15 protein-coding genes and 1 pseudogene are annotated in these 20,019 nt (G+C 71.3%); 6 read left to right on the top strand and 10 right to left on the bottom strand.

Annotation, left to right across the window (positions count from 1 at the left end):
* The 3 genes and pseudogenes from ACZ7MF_RS25385 to ACZ7MF_RS25375 all read right to left on the bottom strand — a co-directional run bounded on the left by ACZ7MF_RS25385 (nt 1) and on the right by ACZ7MF_RS25375 (nt 2,585).
* Nucleotides 1-807 (bottom strand): MlaE family ABC transporter permease, encoded by an 807-nt coding sequence (locus ACZ7MF_RS25385; RefSeq protein ID WP_115741938.1) that lies wholly within the window; start codon nt 805-807, stop codon nt 1-3.
* Nucleotides 808-813: 6 nt separating this feature from the next.
* Nucleotides 814-1,563, bottom strand: a pseudogene (locus tag ACZ7MF_RS25380) (MlaE family ABC transporter permease); the annotation flags it as partial.
* Nucleotides 1,564-1,574: 11 nt separating this feature from the next.
* Nucleotides 1,575-2,585, bottom strand: a complete 1,011-nt coding sequence (locus ACZ7MF_RS25375) for an ABC transporter ATP-binding protein (RefSeq protein WP_471479989.1) — start codon at nt 2,583-2,585, stop codon at nt 1,575-1,577.
* A 652-nt stretch (nt 2,586-3,237) separates the two neighbouring features.
* On the opposite strand from ACZ7MF_RS25375, the gene ACZ7MF_RS25370 reads away from it, so the two are divergent.
* From ACZ7MF_RS25370 to ACZ7MF_RS25355, 4 genes are all read left to right on the top strand, one after another.
* Nucleotides 3,238-3,876 carry a hypothetical protein gene (locus ACZ7MF_RS25370; protein WP_471479987.1) on the top strand — a complete coding sequence of 213 codons (639 nt, stop codon included), beginning with the start codon at nt 3,238-3,240 and terminating at the stop codon, nt 3,874-3,876.
* Nucleotides 3,877-3,987: 111 nt separating this feature from the next.
* Nucleotides 3,988-5,586 carry a DUF6801 domain-containing protein gene (locus ACZ7MF_RS25365; RefSeq protein ID WP_471479985.1) on the top strand — a complete coding sequence of 533 codons (1,599 nt, stop codon included), beginning with the start codon at nt 3,988-3,990 and terminating at the stop codon, nt 5,584-5,586.
* Between the two features lie 35 nt (nt 5,587-5,621).
* Nucleotides 5,622-6,563 carry a hypothetical protein gene (locus ACZ7MF_RS25360; RefSeq protein WP_471479983.1) on the top strand — a complete coding sequence of 314 codons (942 nt, stop codon included), beginning with the start codon at nt 5,622-5,624 and terminating at the stop codon, nt 6,561-6,563.
* Between the two features lie 184 nt (nt 6,564-6,747).
* Nucleotides 6,748-7,959, top strand: a complete 1,212-nt coding sequence (locus tag ACZ7MF_RS25355; RefSeq protein ID WP_471479981.1) for a PucR-like N-terminal domain-containing protein — start codon at nt 6,748-6,750, stop codon at nt 7,957-7,959.
* 39 nt (nt 7,960-7,998) lie between these two features.
* Here ACZ7MF_RS25355 and ACZ7MF_RS25350 read toward each other — a convergent pair whose 3' ends face one another.
* Complete coding sequence (locus tag ACZ7MF_RS25350) at nt 7,999-8,967, bottom strand: arabinan endo-1,5-alpha-L-arabinosidase (protein ID WP_471479980.1); 969 nt, start codon at nt 8,965-8,967, stop codon at nt 7,999-8,001.
* A gap of 263 nt (nt 8,968-9,230) precedes the next feature.
* On the opposite strand from ACZ7MF_RS25350, the gene ACZ7MF_RS25345 reads away from it, so the two are divergent.
* Entirely contained in the window at nt 9,231-10,799 is a 1,569-nt protein-coding gene (locus tag ACZ7MF_RS25345; protein ID WP_471479978.1) for a substrate-binding domain-containing protein, read from the top strand.
* A gap of 30 nt (nt 10,800-10,829) precedes the next feature.
* Here ACZ7MF_RS25345 and ACZ7MF_RS25340 read toward each other — a convergent pair whose 3' ends face one another.
* Together ACZ7MF_RS25340 and ACZ7MF_RS25335 are read right to left on the bottom strand one after the other, a co-directional pair.
* Complete coding sequence (locus tag ACZ7MF_RS25340; RefSeq protein ID WP_471479976.1) at nt 10,830-11,486, bottom strand: DUF4360 domain-containing protein; 657 nt, start codon at nt 11,484-11,486, stop codon at nt 10,830-10,832.
* 203 nt (nt 11,487-11,689) lie between these two features.
* Complete coding sequence (locus tag ACZ7MF_RS25335; RefSeq protein ID WP_471479974.1) at nt 11,690-12,148, bottom strand: RrF2 family transcriptional regulator; 459 nt, start codon at nt 12,146-12,148, stop codon at nt 11,690-11,692.
* Nucleotides 12,149-12,245: 97 nt separating this feature from the next.
* Between ACZ7MF_RS25335 and ACZ7MF_RS25330 the strand changes: the two genes are divergently transcribed.
* Entirely contained in the window at nt 12,246-14,984 is a 2,739-nt protein-coding gene (locus tag ACZ7MF_RS25330) for a beta-galactosidase (protein WP_471479972.1), read from the top strand.
* A 23-nt stretch (nt 14,985-15,007) separates the two neighbouring features.
* Here the strand turns inward: ACZ7MF_RS25330 and arfA are convergent, their stop codons facing one another.
* The 4 genes from arfA to ACZ7MF_RS25310 all read right to left on the bottom strand — a co-directional run bounded on the left by arfA (nt 15,008) and on the right by ACZ7MF_RS25310 (nt 19,750).
* Nucleotides 15,008-16,513 (bottom strand): arabinosylfuranosidase ArfA, encoded by a 1,506-nt coding sequence (arfA, locus tag ACZ7MF_RS25325; protein ID WP_471479971.1) that lies wholly within the window; start codon nt 16,511-16,513, stop codon nt 15,008-15,010.
* Between the two features lie 80 nt (nt 16,514-16,593).
* Entirely contained in the window at nt 16,594-17,457 is an 864-nt protein-coding gene (locus ACZ7MF_RS25320; RefSeq protein ID WP_471479970.1) for a carbohydrate ABC transporter permease, read from the bottom strand.
* A complete protein-coding gene (locus ACZ7MF_RS25315; protein ID WP_471479968.1) occupies nt 17,454-18,395 on the bottom strand; it encodes a carbohydrate ABC transporter permease in 942 nt (313 codons plus the stop codon). Before ACZ7MF_RS25315 ends, ACZ7MF_RS25320 begins: the two co-directional genes overlap by 4 nt.
* Nucleotides 18,392-19,750: an extracellular solute-binding protein gene (locus ACZ7MF_RS25310; protein WP_471479966.1), complete on the bottom strand. Its 1,359-nt coding sequence runs from the start codon at nt 19,748-19,750 to the stop codon at nt 18,392-18,394. Before ACZ7MF_RS25310 ends, ACZ7MF_RS25315 begins: the two co-directional genes overlap by 4 nt.
* Between the last annotated feature and the right edge of the window lie 269 nt (nt 19,751-20,019).

Here is a 20,019-nt window from a genome sequence, read left to right as displayed (position 1 = left end):
TCACCCCGCCACCTTCACGGTCGTGGTCGCGCCCCACAGGGCCAGCGACAGGAAGAAGTCGGTGACGCTGATCAGCACGATGGCGTTGCGCACCGACCGGCCGACGGCGACGCCGACACCGGCCGGGCCGCCGGAGGCGCGGTAGCCGTAGTAGCAGTGGGCGACGATCACCATCACGCTGAAGATCAGCACCTTCAGGACGGAGAGCAGCACGTCCGTCGGGGAGAGGAAGAGGTTGAAGTAGTGGTCGTAGGTCCCCCGGGACTGCCCGTTGAACAGGACGGTCACGTAGCGGGAGGCCAGGAAGGAGGAGAGCAGCCCGATCGCGTAGAGCGGGATGATGGCGACGACGCCGGCGATGATGCGGGTGGTGACGAGGTAGGGCATGGAGCGGATGCCCATGCCCTCCAGCGCGTCGACCTCCTCGTTGATGCGCATCGCGCCGAGCTGGGCGGTGAAGCCGGCCCCGACGGTCGCGGAGAGGGCGAGTCCGGCGACGAGGGGCGCGATCTCGCGGGTGTTGAAGTAGGCGGAGACGAAGCCGGTGAACGCGGCCGTGCCGATCTGGTCGAGGGCCGCGTAGCCCTGGATTCCGACGACGGTCCCGGTGAAGAGCGTCATCGCGATCATCACGCCGATGGTGCCGCCGATGACGCCGAGGCCGCCGGAGCCGAAGGCCACCTCCGCGAGGAGGCGCTGCACCTCCTTGAGGTAGCGGCGCAGGGTCCGCGGGACCCACAGCAGGGCCCGGACGTAGAAGAGCAGTTGGTCGCCGGAGCGGTCGAGCCAGACGAGCGGGGAGGCCATCGGACCTCAGCCTCCCTTCGGCGGGACGATCTGGAGGTAGACGGCCGTCATCACCATGTTGACGAAGAAGAGCAGCAGGAACGTGATGACGACGGACTGGTTGACGGCGTCGCCGACGCCCTTGGGGCCGCCGCGCGGGTTGAGGCCCCGGTAGGCGGCGACGATGCCCGCGATGAACCCGAAGATCAGCGCCTTGAGTTCGCTGATGTACAGGTCGGGCAGCTGGGCGAGGGCGGAGAAGCTGGAGAGGTACGCGCCGGGAGTGCCGCCCTGCATGATGACGTTGAAGAAGTAGCCGCCGAGGATGCCGACGACCGAGACCAGCCCGTTGAGCAGGACCGCGACGCCCATCGCGGCCAGCACCCGGGGCACGACCAGCCGCTGCACGGGGGAGACGCCCATGACCTCCATGGCGTCGAGTTCCTCGCGGATCTTGCGGGAGCCGAGGTCGGCGCAGATCGCCGAGCCACCGGCGCCCGCGATGAGCAGCGCGACGATGAGCGGGCTGGCCTGCTGGACGACGGCGAGGACGCTGGCGCCGCCGGTGAACGACTGGGCGCCGAGCTGCTCGGTCAGGGAGCCGACCTGGAGCGCGATGACGGCTCCGAAGGGGATCGAGACCAGGGCGGCGGGCAGGATGGTCACGCTGGCGACGAACCAGAACTGCTCGACGAACTCGCGGAACTGGAAGGGTCTTCGGAAGACGGCCCGGACGACTTCCGCCGCGAGCGCGAAGAGCCGCCCGGTCTGCCGCAGCGCGCCGGTGATCACGCGCCGCTCCCGGCGGCGGGCATCGGCAGGGTGGCCGCCTCGGAACTCTTCGCGTAGGTGTCCCGGATGGCGGACCGCGCGGCGGGCGGCAACGAGTCGATCATGCCCATGACACGCTTGCGCCGGCGGGCGACGGCCTGCCGCGGCGGCAGGCCCGGCGACGGCTCCAGCTGCGGCACGATCTCCCGGGGTGCGGCGGGGGCCGCGGGGGCGGCGTCCGCCTCGGCGGCGAGGGTGGCCGCGTCCTTCTCCTCGGACATCCCGATGGGGCCCTCGCGCCGGCCGCCCAGGAACTGGGATACGACCGGCTCCTCGCTGGTGAGCAGCACCTCGCGCGGGCCGAAGGTGACGAGTTCGCGCAGGAAGAGCATCCCCATGTTGTCCGGCACCGTGGCGGCGATGTCGAGGTTGTGGGTGACGATCAGCATCGTCGCGTCGAGCTGCGCGTTCAGGTCGATCAGCAGCTGGGAGATGTAGGCGGTGCGGACCGGGTCGAGGCCGGAGTCCGGTTCGTCGCACAGGATGATCTGCGGGTCGAGGACGAGCGCGCGGGCCAGTCCCGCCCGCTTGCGCATGCCTCCGCTGATCTCTCCGGGAAGCTTTCCCTCCGCGCCCAGCAGCCCGACGACCTCGATCCGCTCCATGACGATGCGGCGGATCTCGGACTCCTTCTTGCGGGTGTGCTCGCGCAGCGGGAAGGCGATGTTGTCGAAAAGGGACATGGACCCGAAGAGGGCGCCGTCCTGGAACATGAGGCCGAAGAGTTTCCGGGTCTCGTAGATGTCTCTTTCCGGACTGTTCACCATGTCCACCCCGTTGATGAGGACACGGCCCTTCTCGGGTTTGAGCAGCCCGATGAGCGACTTGAGGAAAACGGTCTTACCGGTTCCGGACGGGCCCAGCATCACGCTGACCTCTCCCGCCGGAAGAGTGAGTGACACGTCCCGCCAGATGCTCTGCTTACCGAAGGACTTGGTCAGGCCCTCGACCACTACTTCGATTCCCATATCACCTCCAGCGGACGCCAATCGGATACGCGCTGCGGGCCCGCACGTTAAGTCGCCCCGAAGCGCACTGACAACGGGTGCGGCACGGATCTCCGGCGCCCCCGCGGAACTTGTCACCGCGCTGACAACCTCCCCGCCCCGCACTTGTCTCCGGGGAGACAGGGCAGGGTCTCGCGGTTCCGGGGGGTGTGGATCCCGCGGGACCCCGCCGGCGGACACCCCGGCCCGATGGAGGGTGGGCCAAAACGCGTCCGCCATGGCTCCGGCCGACGGGGGCCACCGACCTGGAACCGAGCACCGCACCGGCACGTTACGGCCGAGTAACCTCGGCGGGCAACACCGGTTCCGGAGTTTTCCGGGATACCGACTTCGGCCATCCGGAACCTGTCAGGGAAGTCACAAGAACCCATCGGCAACTTGTCATCGGATGAGTAACGGAACCCCCTTGCGTGCGACGGTGACGGGGCGGGAGCACCGCGAGCCGAACGGTTCGACCTTGGCATCGGATGACTAAGCCGAATCGCGTTTCACTCACCCCGGAAACAGCTTGTTCCACTTTTCAAAGAATCATGGACGGCCGCATTGTTCGGCTATGTTTCCGACGAGTAACGTCACGGCCCAATCCGGTCAACCCTCAAGGAGAGTCCGAGTCATGAAGAAGAGCATGAGAAGGTCGGCCCTCGTGGTGTGTGCGGCCGCGTCGGCGCTGGGTCTTGCCGCCGCCCCGTCCTCGGCGGTGCCCTCCACGGTGTGGACCGTCAACCCGTCGCCGGCCGACTTCGAGGCCGTGAACGTCGGCAACATCGTGCTGACCGCGACCATCCCGATGACCTGCACGGTCTCGACCGCGGACGGGAGCATGGAGAGCACCACCGGCAACCCCGGGAACGTCGCCGACATCGACACGATGAACTTCGGCGCGTCCGGCGCGCCGTGCACCAGTGTCCTGGGCAACGTCACCACCACGTCGGTCACCCCCTGGGACGTCGTCGCGGTGGACTACGACGCCTCCACCGGTGTCACCACGGGCTACGTCGGCAGCGTGGTGGCCAACGTGACCGCCGGCGCCTGCAAGTTCACGGTGTCGGGCCAGGCCTCGGCCACCTACACCAACTCCACCGGTGTCCTGGCGGTCAACAGCACCGCCGGCGAACTGACGGTCAGCAACCCGGTCAACTGCGGTGCGATCGTCACCCCCACCACCAAGCCCACCTTCAAGGGCAACTACGCCGTCACCGAGACGGGCACCGGCGTCATTCCGACCATCGTCGGCTCGAACCCGCCCGCCTAGGCGTCCGACGGCTCGCCTCCGCCCGGCCGGCACCCCGGCCGGGCGTTCGCGGGCCGGACGCCGGGCCCCGGGAAGACCGGCCACCCGTCCGAGCCATCCGAGCGGAGTCGCATGAAAGCCACGTCAGCCGCCGCCCCGCGGCCGTCCCGGGCCCGTGCCCGGACCACGTCGATCGCCGCGTTCGTGGTGCTCGCCGCCCTGGTCCCCACCACCGCCTCGGCCTCGGGCACCCAGGAGGTCGAGGCGGAACTCCCCTACGTCTGCACCCTGCCCTCGGGGCAAGTGCCCGCGACGGTGCGGGTCTCGGCGGAGTTCCCCGAACGGGCCGAGGCGGGCGAGGCGTTCACGCCGTCCGACGTCACCACCACCGTCGAACTCCCGGCGGAGGCGGTCGCGGACCTCACCGCTCGCGACGCGGCTGAGGTGCGGGCGGCCACCCGGCTCGCCGTCGGCGTCGCCCAGAACGCGGCCACGGCAGCGGCGACCTGGCGGGGCAGCGCCGAGCCCGTCGCGCTGCCCGGGTCGGGACCGCTGACGCTGGTGACGCGGGGAGACGTCCCCTCGGTGGCCGGCCGGAGCGACGGCGACCTGACGTTCTCCGCCGGCGCCCTCGCGATCGACCTGGCGCTCGGGGCGGCGGACCCGGCCACCGCGGACCCCGGCTCGCTGACCGTCGACTGCACCCTCGCCGAGGACGCGCCGGAGCAGGGTCTGCTGGCGACCGTACCGGTCGGCGCGGGCGGGTCCGGGGCGAGCGGCTCGCCCTCCCCGTCCGGATCCGCGTCGTCCTCGGACCCGGCCGGGGACGGGCAGCCGGAGACCCCGGGGAGCCAGGCGAAGGAGCGCCAGTCCGAGCGGTCGCCGGAGGTGCTGGAGAACACGCCGGGCGCCGCGGCGGACCGCGACGACGTCCCACCCTGCCGCTACGACGAGCAGCATCCGCCCACGGACGTGTCACTCAACGCGTACGTCACCGGCTACGCCAACGTGAACAAGATGAAGGGAGCGGCCTACCTCCCGCCCTCCTGCGTGCTGATCGAACAGGGCATTCCCGTGCCCGGGCCCCCCGACCCGAACTACCTGATCTTCGACACCCTGTCGTACGCGAACTTCCACTACCAGGAGCGCAGGCAGACTCCACCCTTCGAAGCGACCTTCCTGTCCTTCGACTTCGCCCCGGTGAAGGCCACCATGGTGCTGGAGCAGACGGACACCATGCGGATCGACTCCCGCATGAAGATGAGCATGACCGACTTCTCCACGACCACGGACACCTATGTCCGGGCCCCACTGGTCCTGCACGTACTGGATCTGGAGGTCAACGGGACACCCCTGGACGTCGGTTCCGAGTGCCGGACCGAGACGTCCCTCATCTCCGAGGACCCGGACCCCGCGAACTTCCCCGGTGACCACCTGGTGCTGTACGGCCGGGGCGAGCTGCTCATCGGCCAGCCGGCCACCGGCTACCTGCTCCTGAGCGGCGGCGTGCTGTCCGGCGAGGCCACCATCCCCGCCTTCACCGGCTGCGGCACCGACGGCGAGGATCTCGACCGCCTGCTCACCGCCTCCGTCTCCGGTCCCGGCAACCTGATCAAGCAGGTCCAGGGCCAGACGTGCGCGATCGCCGCCCCCGTGTTCCCGAGCCCGACCAACGAAGGCCAGTGCACCGAGGACCTCCAGCCCTACGAGATCCCCGTCGCCGAGCACTGACCCGCCCCGCCCCGACTCCCCGAAAGGCCACCACCATGCGCCCGATCTCCACCCGCACCCGGCTCGCCACCGTGTCCGCGCTGACCGCGCTCGGCGCCTTCGCCTCGCTGGGCACGGCGACCGCCGCCGACCCGGCGCTGAACGGCGAGTGGGCCCCCTTCACCCGCTGCCCCGTGGACGCCCCCGCGATGCTGGCGGCCGACGGCTTCGAGAAGACCCCGCAGTGCGTGGTGTCCACCTCGGCGAGCGGCTCCATCAAACTGGGCGACACCACGGTGACGACGGGCAGAACCAACCTCCAGATGGGCATCGTCCAGAACGCGGACGGCACCAGCAGCGTGGTCGCCCCCGCCTCCGGCGCGCTGGTCGCCGAGCCCGCCACCGTGCCCGGCGGGCTGCTCGGTCTGATGTGCCCGAGCGACATATTCGTCATCACGGGCATCTGCGAGTCGCTGGAGAACTCCAGCCTCAACAAGATCACCGCGACCATGGAGTCGGCCGGCGCGCCCTACGCCTTCGACCAGACCGCGGGCGTCCTCACCGACCTGCCCATCGTCGCCCTGCCGGTCCGCATCCACCTGGAGAACCCGCTGCTCGGCGACAACTGCTACATCGGGACGGCCGCCAACCCGATCGTGCTGCGCCCGGAGAACCGCAACTACCCCGAGTTCGGCATGACCTTCTTCCAGGGTGACGGCACCGCGGACGCGGCCGGCGAGATGAGCCGGATCAACCTCACCGGCGCCACCCAGAACGACAGCACCTTCGCGGTGCCCGGCGCCACCGGCTGCGGCCTGAACGTCGGTCTGATCAACCTCGCGGTGAACGCGAAGACCGGGCTGCCCTCCGCCGCCGGGAACAACAGTGTCACCCTGAACGACACCCGGACCCACCTCACCGGGCTCAACGCCCCCGGGACCGTCGTCCCCGACGCCGGCAAGGTCCTGGCCGAGAACTGGCACTCCGCCGTCGAGTAACAGCCAAAGGCACACACAACCGGGACACGATTCCTCCCCAAGAGATGTACAACACAACAAAGTTGATTTACCTTCAGCTTTGCCAGACCGGTGAACGCCCAGTGGACCGGTCCAGGCTCCGCCCGCCGAGGGCGGGGCCCGGTCGGCCCACCCCACCGGACATGTCGACGGCAAGGGATCACTCATGCCCTCAATCGCGCGTCCTTCGGTGCTCGGTGAACCGCTCGACCCCCTCCCCAAGAAGTTCGCGGCCTTCATGCGTCCGCTGCTCCCGGGGCTGCTGAACGAGATACGCACCGAGGTCACCCGCAGCTATCCGGTGTACGGCAGGCTGCTCAACGGCCCGGACGGGGACGCGATCCGCCAGGGCGTCGAGCAGGCGCTGACCGCCTTCGTGGACCGGGTGGCCGACCCCTCCAGCAGTTCGGAGCTGCGGGACGAACTGCTGCGCAGGTTCGGCCGGGTGGAGGCCTACGAGGGCCGGGACCTGGAGGTCCTGCAGGGCGCCTACCGGCTCGGCGCCCGTATCGCGCTGCGCCGGGCCAAGACACTGGGCCGGCAGTACAGCCTCTCCCCCGCGCTGATCCTCGCCTTCGCCGACGCCCTCTTCGCCTACGTCGAGGAGCTGGAGGCGATCACCCGCGAGGGCTACGCGGAGGTCCGGGAGCGGGCCGCCTCCGAGGAGTCCGCGTTACGAAGACAGTTACTGCACTTCCTGCTCGCCGCCTCGCCGCTGCCCCGGACGGCCGTCTCCGAACTGTGCAAGGCCGCCGCCTGGGAGCTGCCCCGGTCCTGCTTCCTGGTCGCGCTGGACCCTCCGGCGCCGGAGCACATCCAGGCGGGGCTCGACCGGGACGTCCTCGCCGACCTCGACATACCGCAGCCGCACCTGCTGGTGCCCGGGGACCTCACCCCCGCCCGCCTCGACATGATCCGCACGGCCCTGGCCGGCACCCGCGCCGCGGTGGGCCTGACCGTGCCGGTCGGCCAGGCCGCCGACTCCGTCCGCTGGGCGCGCCGGGTGCTGCAGCTCGTTGACGACGATGTCATACCCGACGCCCCGCTGATCCGCTGCGAGGATCATCTGACGACCCTGTGGCTGCTGTCCGACTCCGCCCTGGTCGACCGGGTCGCGGCCCGTGAACTGGCCCCGCTCGACGAGTTGCCGGCCCGGCGGCGCGACCGGCTGGTGGAGACCCTGCGCGTGCACGTGTCCACCCGGGCGCCCGCGGAGCAGGTCGGCGAGCTGCTGGGCGTGCACGCGCAGACCGTGCGCTACCGCCTGCGGACCCTGGACGCCTACCTGGGCGACCGGCTCGCCGACCCCGACCACCGCTTCGCCATCGAGGTGGCCCTCCGCTCACTGCACCTTCGGGGCCACGACGACCCGGAGTGACGACCGGGGCCGGCGCGCGCGTGGGTACCGGCGGGCGGCTCAGTACGCCACGGGCCAGCCGCTGCTCCAGTCCAGGAGGTTGATGCCGAGCTTGGGCGTGCCGTTGTCGTTGCCGTCGTAGTAGTGGTAGACGATCAGGTCGCCGTCCACGTCGTTCATGATCGACTGACCGCCGGGACCGATGACGCTGCCGTGCGACTCCAGCACCGGTGTCCCGCCGCCCGCCGTCATCGCGACGCCGTTGCGGTCCCGGTAGGGTCCGGTGACGCTCGTCGCCCGGCCGACCTTCACCTTGTAGGTGGAGCTGGTGCCGGCGCAGCAGGTGTCGTAGGAGGCGAAGAGGTAGTAGTACCCGTTCCGCTTGACGACGTACGGGGCCTCGACGGCCTTGCTGCCGGTCGGGCGGGAGGCGAGGGAGCGGCGGGCGGTGTCGGAGGCGAGCTGCTTGCCGGTGGCCGGGTCGATCCGGATCATCTTGATGCCGGTCCACCAACTGCCGAAGGAGAGCCACCACGTGCCGTCGTCGTCGACGAAGAGGTTCGGGTCGATGGCGTTGTAGTCGCTTGCGGAGTTCGACGTGTGGACGATGCCGTAGTCGCTCCAGCTGCCCGGCGCTCCGGTGGTGGAGCCCGCGAGGCCGATGGCGGAGGTGTTGGAGCCGAAGGACGAGACGGAGTAGTACATGAGGTACTTGCCGCCGTGGTACGAGATGTCCGGCGCCCAGGCCTCCGGGACGGACGAGTACCGCGACCACCAGCCGGGCCGGGAGCCGAAGGCGTCGGCGCCCGCGGAGAAGGCGGTGCGGTCCGAGGACGCCTTGCTGCTGATGCCGCCGCCGGTGGCGTAGAGCCGGTACTGCCCGGACGAGGTGCGGATCATCGTCGGGTCGTGGGTGACGACGGAGCCGGTGACCCGGCCGGGGTTCGGGTAGGCCGACGCCGTGGAGGGGAGGAGGGCGAGCAGGGCTGCGGTGGGGAGAGCGAGGAGTGCGGCTCGTCTGCGACGCATGGGGGACTCCTGTCCGTTCGGTACTGTTCGGTATCACGAACAACATTCGCGATGTCGGACGTGGCGCAGTGACGGAACCTAGAATCGAAGCGCTTGCGCGTCAATGCCCCGGGCGGCGACGGCGGTTGATGTCCGGAAAACTGCGGGTGTCGAAGGTGACCGGCGGGTGAATTCGAACCGTGGAGTCACCGGAGCCGCGCCCCCTCGCGCCGCTCCCCCGCCACCATGGCCTCCCGTGTCACCGTCCTGAGGGGGAGCCGGACGTGAGTCTGTCCTGGGGGTCCTTGGCCGCCGTCCTGGGTCTGGCCGTGCCCGTGGCGGCCGCGCTGTGGGAGTTCGTGCTGGCGGGCCGCAAACGGCTCGGCTACCGCGTCCAGTTGGACACCACGATCCGGGACTCGGCCGCCTCGGGGCCCGACACCACGGTGCTGCAGCGCATGCAGTGGGACGGTACGAACCTGCGCGACCCCTCGGTCGTCCTGCTGCGGATCGAGAACGCCGGCTGGAGCCCCGTCGTCGCCGCCGACTACGTCGCCCCCGCCAACGACCCGGTGGGCATACGCGTCGCCTTCCCCGGCCGCCGCGTCGTGGGCATGACCGTCACCGAGCGCAGCCCCCAGGTGCCGCCCACCTTCTTCGTGCCGGGGGCCGAGGGCTTCGAGACCACCGGCCGGGTCGTCAAGCTGCCGAAGGTGATCCTCAACCGCCGGGCGCACTACAAGGTCCTGGCGGTCCTGGACCGCGAGGAGGGCTTCACCGAGCCCGAGTTCCCCGAGCCCGAGGTCACCGCCGGGATCGTCGGCGGGGTGCGCGGCGGGAACATCAGGAAGACCGCGTACTACCCCTTCGCCTCGCGCCAGGTCCGCTGGCTGCTCGCCTCGCTCATCCTGGTCAGCGCCACCCAGTCGGCGTTCACCCTGGCCGGGGGCGAGGACGCCGCCGCGCCGCTGGACTGCGCCGCCGGGACCCTGCACCTGTCGGGTTCCACGGCCTTCGCACCGGTGCTGCGGGAGGCCGCGGAGCAGTACGAGCGGACCTGCCCGGACGCCCGCATCCCGCTCACCGCCACCTCCTTCAAGGGCAGCGTCGACGGGCTCGACACCCTTGCCGCCGCCGGCGCGGGCGCCGGGCTCCCGGACGGCCGGGGCCTCGGCGACAGACTGACCTTCAGCGACGGTCCGAAGTCCGACGGGCGCCCGCGGCTGCTGCCGAGGCCCGTCGCGCTGTCCCTGTTCACCCTGGTCGTGCACAAGGAGGCAGGCGTCGAGGACCTGTCCGTGAAGCAGGTACGGGACATCTACGCCGGGCGCGTCACCGACTGGAGCCAGGTGGGCGGCAACGACGTCCCCATCCATCTGGTCAGCCGGAACCCCGGCTCGGGCACCCGGACCACGCTCGAACAGCAGGTCCTCGACGGCCGCCCCCTGCCGGCGGTCACCACGCCCGACTGCGCGGGGCTCGACCGCGACCGGCCGGGCCGCTGCGAGGTGGGCGGCACCGGGACACTGCTGGACACGGTGGCGTCGACCCCGGGGGCCCTGGGCCACAGCGAGGTCGGCGCCGCCGCCGCGCACGACGACGTCCGGCAGATCCGCATCGACGGCTACCCGGCCACCCTGGAGGGCGCCGACCAGGGGGCGTACCCGTACTGGCAGACGGAGATCGCCTACACCTACGGCGAGCCGCCGGCCGACTCCTTGGCGGCGGGCTTCCTGCGCTACCTCGCCGACGAGGTCGGCAAGGACATCGTCCGCTCCAAGGGCCACCGCCCCTGCGCCGAGCTGGACAAGCCGCTGCTGTGCCGGCCGGACGGCGCGTCCGCCGCGAGGTGACCCCCTGGGCGGGGGCCCGCGGCGGCCCGGTCAGGACTCCGGGCACTCCTTCCACGCCAGGTGGTACACCGTGCTGATGTCACCGTCCGTGGAGTCCATGGTCATGAAGCTCACCTCGTCGGGGTCGGAGGTCCCGGTGCTCACCCGCAGCTCGGTGTTGATGTTGAAGTTGCGCTGGACCCCGCACGGCGCCCAGACCAGCTGCGCCCAGTCGGTGCTGTCGGTGGCCTGCCAGTTGTCGTTGTAGGGGCCGCCGAAGGGGTGGGTGCGGTACTCCGTGTTCGGGGAGCCCTGGAAGTAGTACGAGGCCCGCTGGGTGCCCCTGGCGCCGGGCTGGAGGGCGGCGAAGCCCCGGTAGTCCGCGCTGGCGACGGCGTAGGTGAAGCCCTGCGGGACGTGGACGAGCAGGTTGAGCTGGCAGTTCTTGCGGAAGTCGGTGGGCGCGGAGTCGCCGCCCGCCTGGGCGAGGTAGTCGCTGTACGTGACGGTGAACGCCGTGTTGTCCTCGGAGACGGCGACCGCCGCCGTGCCCTGCGGACAGCCGGAGCCGTTCACGGTGGCGACCTTGATGACGATCTTGTCCGGCGGCGGGTCCTCGAACCCGCCGGAGGACTGGTGCTGCTGCGCGGGCAGCACGGAGGTGAGGAGCGCGGCGATCGTGCCGCTCAGGAGCAGGCCGGTGGCCATGGGTCTCCCATTCCGGTCGGTGGGGGGTGGATGTGGTTGAATGCGTCCGCCATCTACACATGGTGTGCACATGACATTCACGGAACGGTCGCATCGTAGGGAGCCCCGCCGGGGGCGGACAGACACTCTCCCGGCCATTCACACCGGCCGGTTCCCACCACCCGGCCGAGGGCCGGCGGGTTCTCCGCCGCCCGGGCCACGGCCTACGGGTTCTCCCACGCCGCGGGTTCCGCCGCCAGCTGCCGCACCGGGTCCGGCAGCGCGTCCGCCGCGAGGTCCGCGATCGTCACACCCTCCAGGATCCTGCGCACATTGGCACGCAGTGCCACCCACAGCGGCAGCAGGGGCCCCGCCGTGCCCGTGTACACCAGCTCCGTCGGCCGCTCCCCGCGCACCGAGACGATCGGGCCGTCCACCGCCCGGATCACGTCCGCCACCGTGATCTGCGACGCCCCGCGCGCCAGCCGGTACCCGCCGCCCCCGCCGCGCCGGCTCTCCACGACGCCGCCGCGCCTGAGGTCCCCGAGGATCCCCTCCAGAAACTTGTGCGGAATGTCCTGGACGGCTGCCACGTCCTCCGCCTTGACCGGGGAAGCGTCCTGCCGGACGGCCAGTTCCAGTACCGCCCGTACCGCGTAGTCCGCACGCGCCGAGATCCTCATGCCGACCATTGTGGCGTCCGCTGGGACAATGGCCCGGCACAGGCGGTCCCGCGCAGGCGGCGGGGCCGGAGACACGCGCGCTACAGGAGGGGCTCCCTTGGAGCTCAGCAGGCCCAGCAGGCTCGGCAGACGAGCGTTCAGCGCCCTCGCGGGCACCACCGTCCTCGGTCTCGCGCTGGGCGGCAGCACGGCGCTGCCCGCCTCCGGCGCTCCGGGCCCCGCGCCCACCGGGCCGCCGCCCGGCCCGCCCGGCGCCGACGGCGCCCGTCACCGGGTCGCGCTGGACCGGCACTCGCTGCTGGTGGACGGCAGGCGGCTGGCCCTGTGGTCCGGCGAGCTGCACCCCTTCCGGCTGCCGAGCCCGTCCCTGTGGCGGGACGTGCTCCAGAAGATGCGGGCCTACGGCCACAACGCGGTCGGCGTCCGGCTCGCCTGGAACCAGCACTCCCCCGCCCCCGGCGCGTACGACTTCACCGGCGTCCGCGACCTCGACCTGTTCCTGCGCACGGCCGCCGAGTGCGGCCTGTACGTCGTCCTGCACCCCGGCCCGTACATCGGCGCCGACGTGGACGCCGGGGGCCTGCCCGGCTGGCTGACGACCGTCGGAGGCCGGGCCGGGAGCACCGACCCGGTGTACCGGCGCCACGCCGACGAGTGGCTGGGCCGGGTCAACGCCGTCGCCGCCCGGCACCTGTTCACCCGGGGCACCGGCACGGTGCTGCTCTACCGGGCGGACTACACCGGGCGCGCCGACCTGGACCGCCTGCGCAAGCGGATGCGCGCCGACGGCATCGACGTGCCCCTGCTGCACGGTGACACGCCGCTCGCCCGTCAGGAGCCGGGGCCGGTCCGGGACGCCGCCGAGGCGCGGCGGGTCCACTTCGACCGCCTGGCACGGGGGAACACCCTGGACGACGTCCGCATGGCGTTCGGCGGCACCTCGTGGGGCTGGCTGCCCGCGCCCTCGGCGCCCTCACCGACGTACGACCCCGCCGCGGCGATCGACGAGGCGCGGCGGCCGACGGACCAGCTCGCGCCGCTCCACCAGCTCGGGCACCTGCTGCGCCACGTACCGGACTTCACCGGGATGACCGGGGCGGCGGCGGTCCGGACCACGGACGCCCGGGTCCGGGTACGGCACCTGGCCAACCCGGACACCGGGGCGCACGCCTACGTCCTGCGCAACGACTCCGCCGCCGACGTCACCTCCACCCTCCCCATGGGCGGGACCGACGTGGAGGTCACCGTGCCCGCCCGGGACGCCAAGCTCTTCGCCACCGGCCTGCGCCTGGGCTCGGGACGCAAGCTGGCGTACGCCACCGTGCAGCCCATGTTCGCCATGAGCGTCGGGAAGCTGGACATCGCCGCGTTCGTGGGGCGGGCCGGCGAGACGGCGCACCTGGTCCTGGACTGTCCGGACGAGCCGTGGCCGACCCGGCTGGACGAGGAGGCGGCCTGGGTCTTCGACCGCGGGCAGCTGCACGTGACGGTGCCCCTCCAGGAGGACCGCCTGACCCGGGTGCGGGTGCGCAGCGGCGACACCGACCGCACCCTGCTGCTGATCGTCGCCGACGACGCCGCCTCGCTGCGGCTGTGGCCGTACGAGACCCCGTCGGGCCGGGTCCTGGTGCGCGGACCGGAGCTGCTGCGCGAGGCCGCCCTGGACGGTGCGACGATCCGGCTGACCGGTGACACGGTCGCCGAGCGCGAGCTGGAGGTGTGGGCGCCCCCCGGCATCACCGACATCGCCTGGAACGGCGAGGCGGTGCAGTCGGGCCTGGGCCGCGCCCTGAGCCTGATGGCCGTGTGGCCGGTGCCGGGCATGCCCGACCTGGTGCTGCCCGCGCTGGACGGCTGGCGCCGGCGCACGGAGAACTTCGAGTCCCGGCCCGACTACGGCGACGAGGGGTGGACGGTCGCCGACCGGCGCACGACGCACAGCACGACCCCGGTCCCCGACGGCCGGCCGGTGCTCTTCGCCGACGACTACGGCTTCCACTACGGCGACGTCTGGTACCGCGCCCGCCTCACCGGCGCCACGGGTCTGGAGCGGGTGTCCCTCGCGTACAGCACGGGCGCGCACGGCCTGCTGATGGCCTGGCTGGACGGGGTGCCGCTGGGCAGCCACCAGCCCGGCGGGGCGGGCGACGGGAAGGGCACGTGGACCGGCACGGCCGAGTTCGGGCTGCCGGAGGATCTGCGCGCCGGTGCCCTCCTGTCCGTCCTGGTCCGGCGCACCCAGCACGGCCAGGACGCCTACCGGACGGCCCGCGGGCTGACGTCGGCCGCCTTCGAGGGCGACTCCCCCGACGTGCGCTGGCGGATCATGGGCGCGGCCGCCCCCGACCCGGTGCGCGGGCCGCTCAACAACGGCGGGCTGTACGGAGAGCGCCACGGCTGGCACCTGCCCGGGTACGACGACGGCCGGTGGGAGCCGGTGTCCCCGGCGGCGCTGCCCGGCGGGGACCCGCGCCAGGGCGTGACCTGGTACCGGACCACGTTCCGCCTGGACGTCCCGCCGGACATCGACGCCTCGGTGGGGCTGCGCCTCGACGGCCCCCCGGACCGCGGCACCGGTGCCCACCGCGTCCAGGTCTTCCTGAACGGCTGGAACCTGGGCGCGCACGTGGGCGACCGCACCGGCGCCCCGCACACCTTCGTCCTGCCGAACGGCATCCTGCGCACCCGTGCCGCCGCGAACACCCTGGCCCTCGCGGTCCTGTCCGGCGGCGGCGCGCCCTCGGGCCCCGGCTCGGTGCGCCTGGAACTGCTGGGCGGCGCGGCCGGAGGAGTGCCGGTGAGGCCCGTCCCCTCCCCCGGCCGGCGCGACGGCTGACCCGGGCCCGACCCGGGCCGGGGTCAGCGCAGCCGGATCACGTTCCAGGACAGCGGTTCCAGGGCGGCGGTGAGCCGGCCGTCCCTCAGGGAGGTGCCGTCCACCGGGTGCGGGACGACGCGCTCGGGCTCGGCGAGGGTGTTGCGGGCGTCGGGGTCGGCGTCCGCGAGGGCGCTGTGCTCGACGACCTCCGTCAGCTCCAGACCGCTCAGGGCGACCTCAAGGGGCAGGGCCCCGGTGCGCGAGCGGTTGACGGCGAAGACGGTCACCGAGCCGTCCTCGGCGCGCACCGCGGTGGCGTGCAGCAGGTCGGCCTCGCCGTACTTGCCCGTCTCGTAGGTGGGTGAGTCCACCCGGACGTCGAGCACCTCGCCGCGGCCGTACTTCGAGGCCTGGGAGAAGGGGAAGAACGTCGTCTGGCGCCAGGCCGGGCCGCCCGGCTCGGTCATGATCGGCGCGATGACGTTGACGAGCTGCGCCAGGCAGGCCACGGTGACGCGGTCGGCGTGCCGCAGCAGGGCGATCAGGAGCGAGCCGAAGACGACCGCGTCCATGACGCTGTAGTTGTCCTCGAGCAGGCGGGGCGCCTCGGGCCAGTCCAGTGCACTGACCTCGGCCTGCGTCTTGGTCATGTACCAGACGTTCCACTCGTCGAAGGAGAGGTCGATCTTCTTCTTCGACTTGAGGCGGGCGCCGACGTGGTCACAGGTGGCGACGACGTTCTCGATGAACGACTCCATGTCCACGGCGGAGGCGAGGAAGGAGTCGACGTCCCCGTCGTGCGGCTCGTAGTAGGCGTGCAGCGAGATGTGGTCGACCAGGTCGTAGGTCTCCTTCAGGACCGTCGCCTCCCACTCGGCGAAGGTCTCCATGGACTGCCCGGACGACCCGCACGCGACCAGTTCGACGCCCGGGTCGATCTGGCGCATGGCGCGGGCGGTCTCGGCGGCGAGGCGGCCGTACTCCTCGGCGGTCTTGTGGCCGGTCTGCCAGGGGCCGTCCATCTCGTTGCCCAGGCACCAGAGCCGGATGCCGAAGGGGTCCTTGTCGCCGTGCTCGGCGCGCAGGTCGGACAGGGCCGTGCCGGAGGGGTGGTTGGCGTACTCCTGGAGTTCGAGGGCCTCGGCGACGCCGCGGGTGCCGAGGTTGACCGCCATCATGGGCTCGGCCTGCGGGCCGATCTTCTTGAGGAAGGCGATGTACTCGGAGAGGCCGAAGCGGTTGGTCTCGGTGGAGCGCCAGGCGAGGTCGAGGCGGCGCGGGCGGTCCTCCGCCGGGCCGACCGAGTCCTCCCACTTGTAGCCGGAGACGAAGTTGCCGCCGGGGTAGCGGACGGCGGTGACGCCGAGTTCCCGGACCAGCTCCAGCACGTCCTGGCGCAGGCCCTCGGCGTCCGCGGTGGGGTGCCCGGGTTCGAAGATGCCGGTGTACACGCAGCGTCCGAGGTGTTCGACGAAGGAGCCGAAGAGACGGGGGTTGACGGCGCCGACGGTGAAGGCGGGGTCGAGGGTGAAGCGGGCGGTGCGCATCGTTTCCTTTCGGTGGTTGTACGTTGTCTGCGGGTGCGTCGTGGCTTGTCGCGCAGTTCCCCGCGCCCCTTTGGGGCGCTCTACTGACCGGCGAGTCCTGTGTGCGCTACGCCCGCCACGATCTGGCGCTGGAAGAAGACGAAGACGACGATCAGCGGCAGGCCGGCCATCAGGCCGCCGGCCATGAGCTGGGCCCACTGGATGCCGTAGGAGTTCATGACGGTCGCGATGCCGTTCGGCATGGTCATCAGGTCGGGGTTGTTGGTGACCATGTAGGGCCACAGGAAGTTGTTCCAGGAGCTGATGAAGGTGAAGATGCCGACCGCGGCGAGCGAGGGGCGCGACAGCGGCACGATGATCGTGAAGAAGACGCGCCAGCGGCCCGCGCCGTCGATGAAGGCGGCCTCCTCCAGCTCGCGCGGGATGCCCTGGAAGAACTTGTAGAGGATGTAGACCATCGCGGCGGGCGCGCACTGCGGCAGGATCATGCCCCAGTAGGTGTCGACCATCCCCATCTGCTGGACGGTGGTGAACAGCGGGACGCCGAGCACGGCCGGGGAGACCATGAGACCGGCCATCACCACGCCCATCAGGAGGCCCTTGCCCCGGAACTCGGTGCGGGCGAAGCCGTATCCGGCGAGCGCGCTCACCAGCAGCACGATCGTCGTCACGCAGACCGACACGACGAGGGAGTTGACGAACCAGTCGGTGATGTTGCCGGTCTCGAAGAGGGCCTTCCAGGCCTGCCCGGTCCAGTCGTCCGGCAGCCAGTGGGTGGGCACCTCGACCGCCTCGGTCTCCGACTTGAGCGAGGTGAACAGGGCCCACAGGAGCGGGGCGAGGAACACCGCGGAGACGGCGGTGCCGAGGAGCGTGAGCACGATCTGGCCGGGGGTCCAGCTCCGGCGGGGGCGGGTGCGGATCGGCGGTGTGGCGGTGGTCATCGGCCGCCCTCCTCACGGTTGCGCAGCAGCCACATCCGGGCGAGGGCGACGGCCGCGATGAGCACGAAGAAGATGATGGAGATCGCGGAGGCGTAGCCCACGCGGTAGCTGGTGAAGCCCTGTTCGAGCGTGTACTGCACGAAGGTGCGGGTCGAGTCCTCCGGGCCGGGTCCGAAGTCCTGTATGACGACGGCCTGGTCGAATACCTGGAGCGAGGCGAGGATCTGGAGGGCGACGACCAGGCCGGTGATGTTGCGCAGCATCGGCAGCGTGATGTGCAGGGTGCGGTGCCAGGCGTTCGCGCCGTCCAGCTTGGCGGCCTCGTAGAGGTGGGCGGGGATGCCCTGGAGCGCGGCGAGGTAGAGCAGGAAGCTGAAGCCGACGGTCCACCACAGGGTGGTGATGACGACCGCGAGCATCGCGTACGACTTGTCGGTCAGCCAGGGCGTGTCGAGGCCGAAGACGTGATTGACCATGCCGGTGCCGGGGTTGAACAGCCACTGCCAGAGGTTCGCGGCGACGGTGGAGGGCAGCAGGAACGGCAGGAAGAAGCAGAGCCGCCACAGCCACTTGCCGCGCTCGATGTGGTGGGCCAGCATCGCGAGGAGGAAGGCGAGGACGGTGATGCAGGGCACGACGAGCAGCGTGAAGTACGCGCTGTGGCCGAGCGCGTCCCACATCAGGGGGTCCTTCAGGGCCTCGCGGTAGTTGTCCAGGCCGATGAAGTTCGCGCTGTCGCCGGAGATGTTGGCGTCGGTGAAGCTGAGGTAGAGGCCGCGCAGCAGCGGCCAGACCACGAAGAGCGCGAAGAGCGCGAGGAACGGGGCGACGAACCAGCCGCCGTGCTGGAAGCCCTGCCTGCGGCGGACGCCGGCGCTGTCGGCGGCGGTCCTCGCCCGCGCCGGGCGGACGATCGTTTCGGCGCTGGTGGCGGTCATGCGGCGCTACCTCCCTGCGCGGCGGTGCGGCCGTCCATGGGGTTCTTCATGGCGAGCAGTTCGGTGAGCGTGCCCTTCATCCGGCGGGCGGCGGCCTCGGGCTTCGCGGAGCCCGTCGTCGAGGAGACGACGACCGGGCCGACCCGCTGGGCGAGGATGCCGGTGGACCCGGCGAACCACACCTTGGGCTCGGTGGCCTGGTGGTCCATGGCCGAGACGTACTCGTTCTGCGGTTGCAGCTTCTGGTAGGCGGCCGTGGACAGGGTCGGCGTGTAGGCGGGGATGTGGCCGCCGGCCGCCCACTGCCGGGCGTGCTTGACGACGTAGGCGGCGAGCCGGTGCGCGCCCTCGTTGGTGGCGCCGCCGCGGTCGGCCTGGTGCGGCAGGACGAAGGAGTGGGACTCGGCGTGGGTGGCCCGCTTGCCGAAGACGGGCGGCAGCGGGGTGGCGCCGTAGTCGACCTTCGCGGTGTCGAAGACGGGCACGGACCAGTTGCCCTCCCAGGCGAACGGGGAGCCGTTGACGAACTGTTCGGCGCCCGCGTTGCCGCCGAAGGAGGGGTTGGCGTACCCGTCGGCGACGTGCTTGCGCAGGAACTCGAGGACCTGGGTGGCCTTGTCGGTGTCGAAGGTGACCTCGGTCCTGGCGTCGTTGAACCAGGTGCCGCCGAGCTGGGTGTAGAAGGCGACGAAGAACCACCACTGGAAGTTCTGGTCGTTGTGCCACAGGCCGATGGTCTGGAGCCCCTTCGCGGTGGCCTTCCTGGCCTCCCCCAGCACGTCGAACCACTCTTCGGTGGAGTTGACCGGCACGATCCGGCCGTCCTCGCCGAGCAGGCCCGCCTTCTTCAGCACGTCCTTGCGGTAGAAGCAGAGCTGGACGTGGATGTCGAGCGGCAGCGCGTAGAGCTTGCCGTCGATGACGGCGCGCTTCCACAGCTCCGGGTTGAAGTCCTTCTCGCGCACGCCGTACTTGGCGAGCAGCGCGGGGTCCCAGGGGTCGAGGAGGCGGCCGGGCGAGAAGCCGGTGACGCGGCCGAGGTGCATGACGCCGAGGTCGGGCGCGCGGTTGCCGGCGGCGGCCATGGCGAGCTTGGTGTAGAAGGGGCTGCCCCACTGGAGGGTGGAGTCCTTCACGTCGATGCCGGGGTTGTCCCCGCGGAAGGAGTCCAGCATCGCGATCATGTTGTAGCCGTCGCCGCCGCTGAAGAGGTTCCAGTAGCGGACCCGGGTGTCCGCTCCGGAGGCGAGCGCGTCGGCGCCGGTGCCGAGCGCCGCGAAGCCGAAGCTGCCCGCGACCGTCAGGCCGCCGGCCGCGGCCAGAAAGTGCCTGCGATTCAGGCCAGGTCGTCCCATGCCCTGCCCCATCTGTCGTCATTCGAGGAATGTCGTTCGATATTTCGGATGTCGCTCGTAACTTCGAACGGGAAGGTAGGTGGGAAGCGCTTGCGCGTCAATGGTTCGGGCAGGATCGGGCCGGTCTTCACAGGGGGCGGGGGGCCTCGGGAGGGCACCGTCTCGGCCACCTGGCGACCGACTGGGCCCCGGGAACTGGCCCAGAGGCCGCCCGTCTTGGCATATTGCAGGGGTGACCGAAGGACGGCCGGGGGAACGAGGAGACAGCG

The sequence above is a fragment of the Streptomyces sp. NPDC111628 genome, from assembly GCF_055635195.1.
This window is presented reverse-complemented; position numbering and strand designations above follow the sequence as displayed.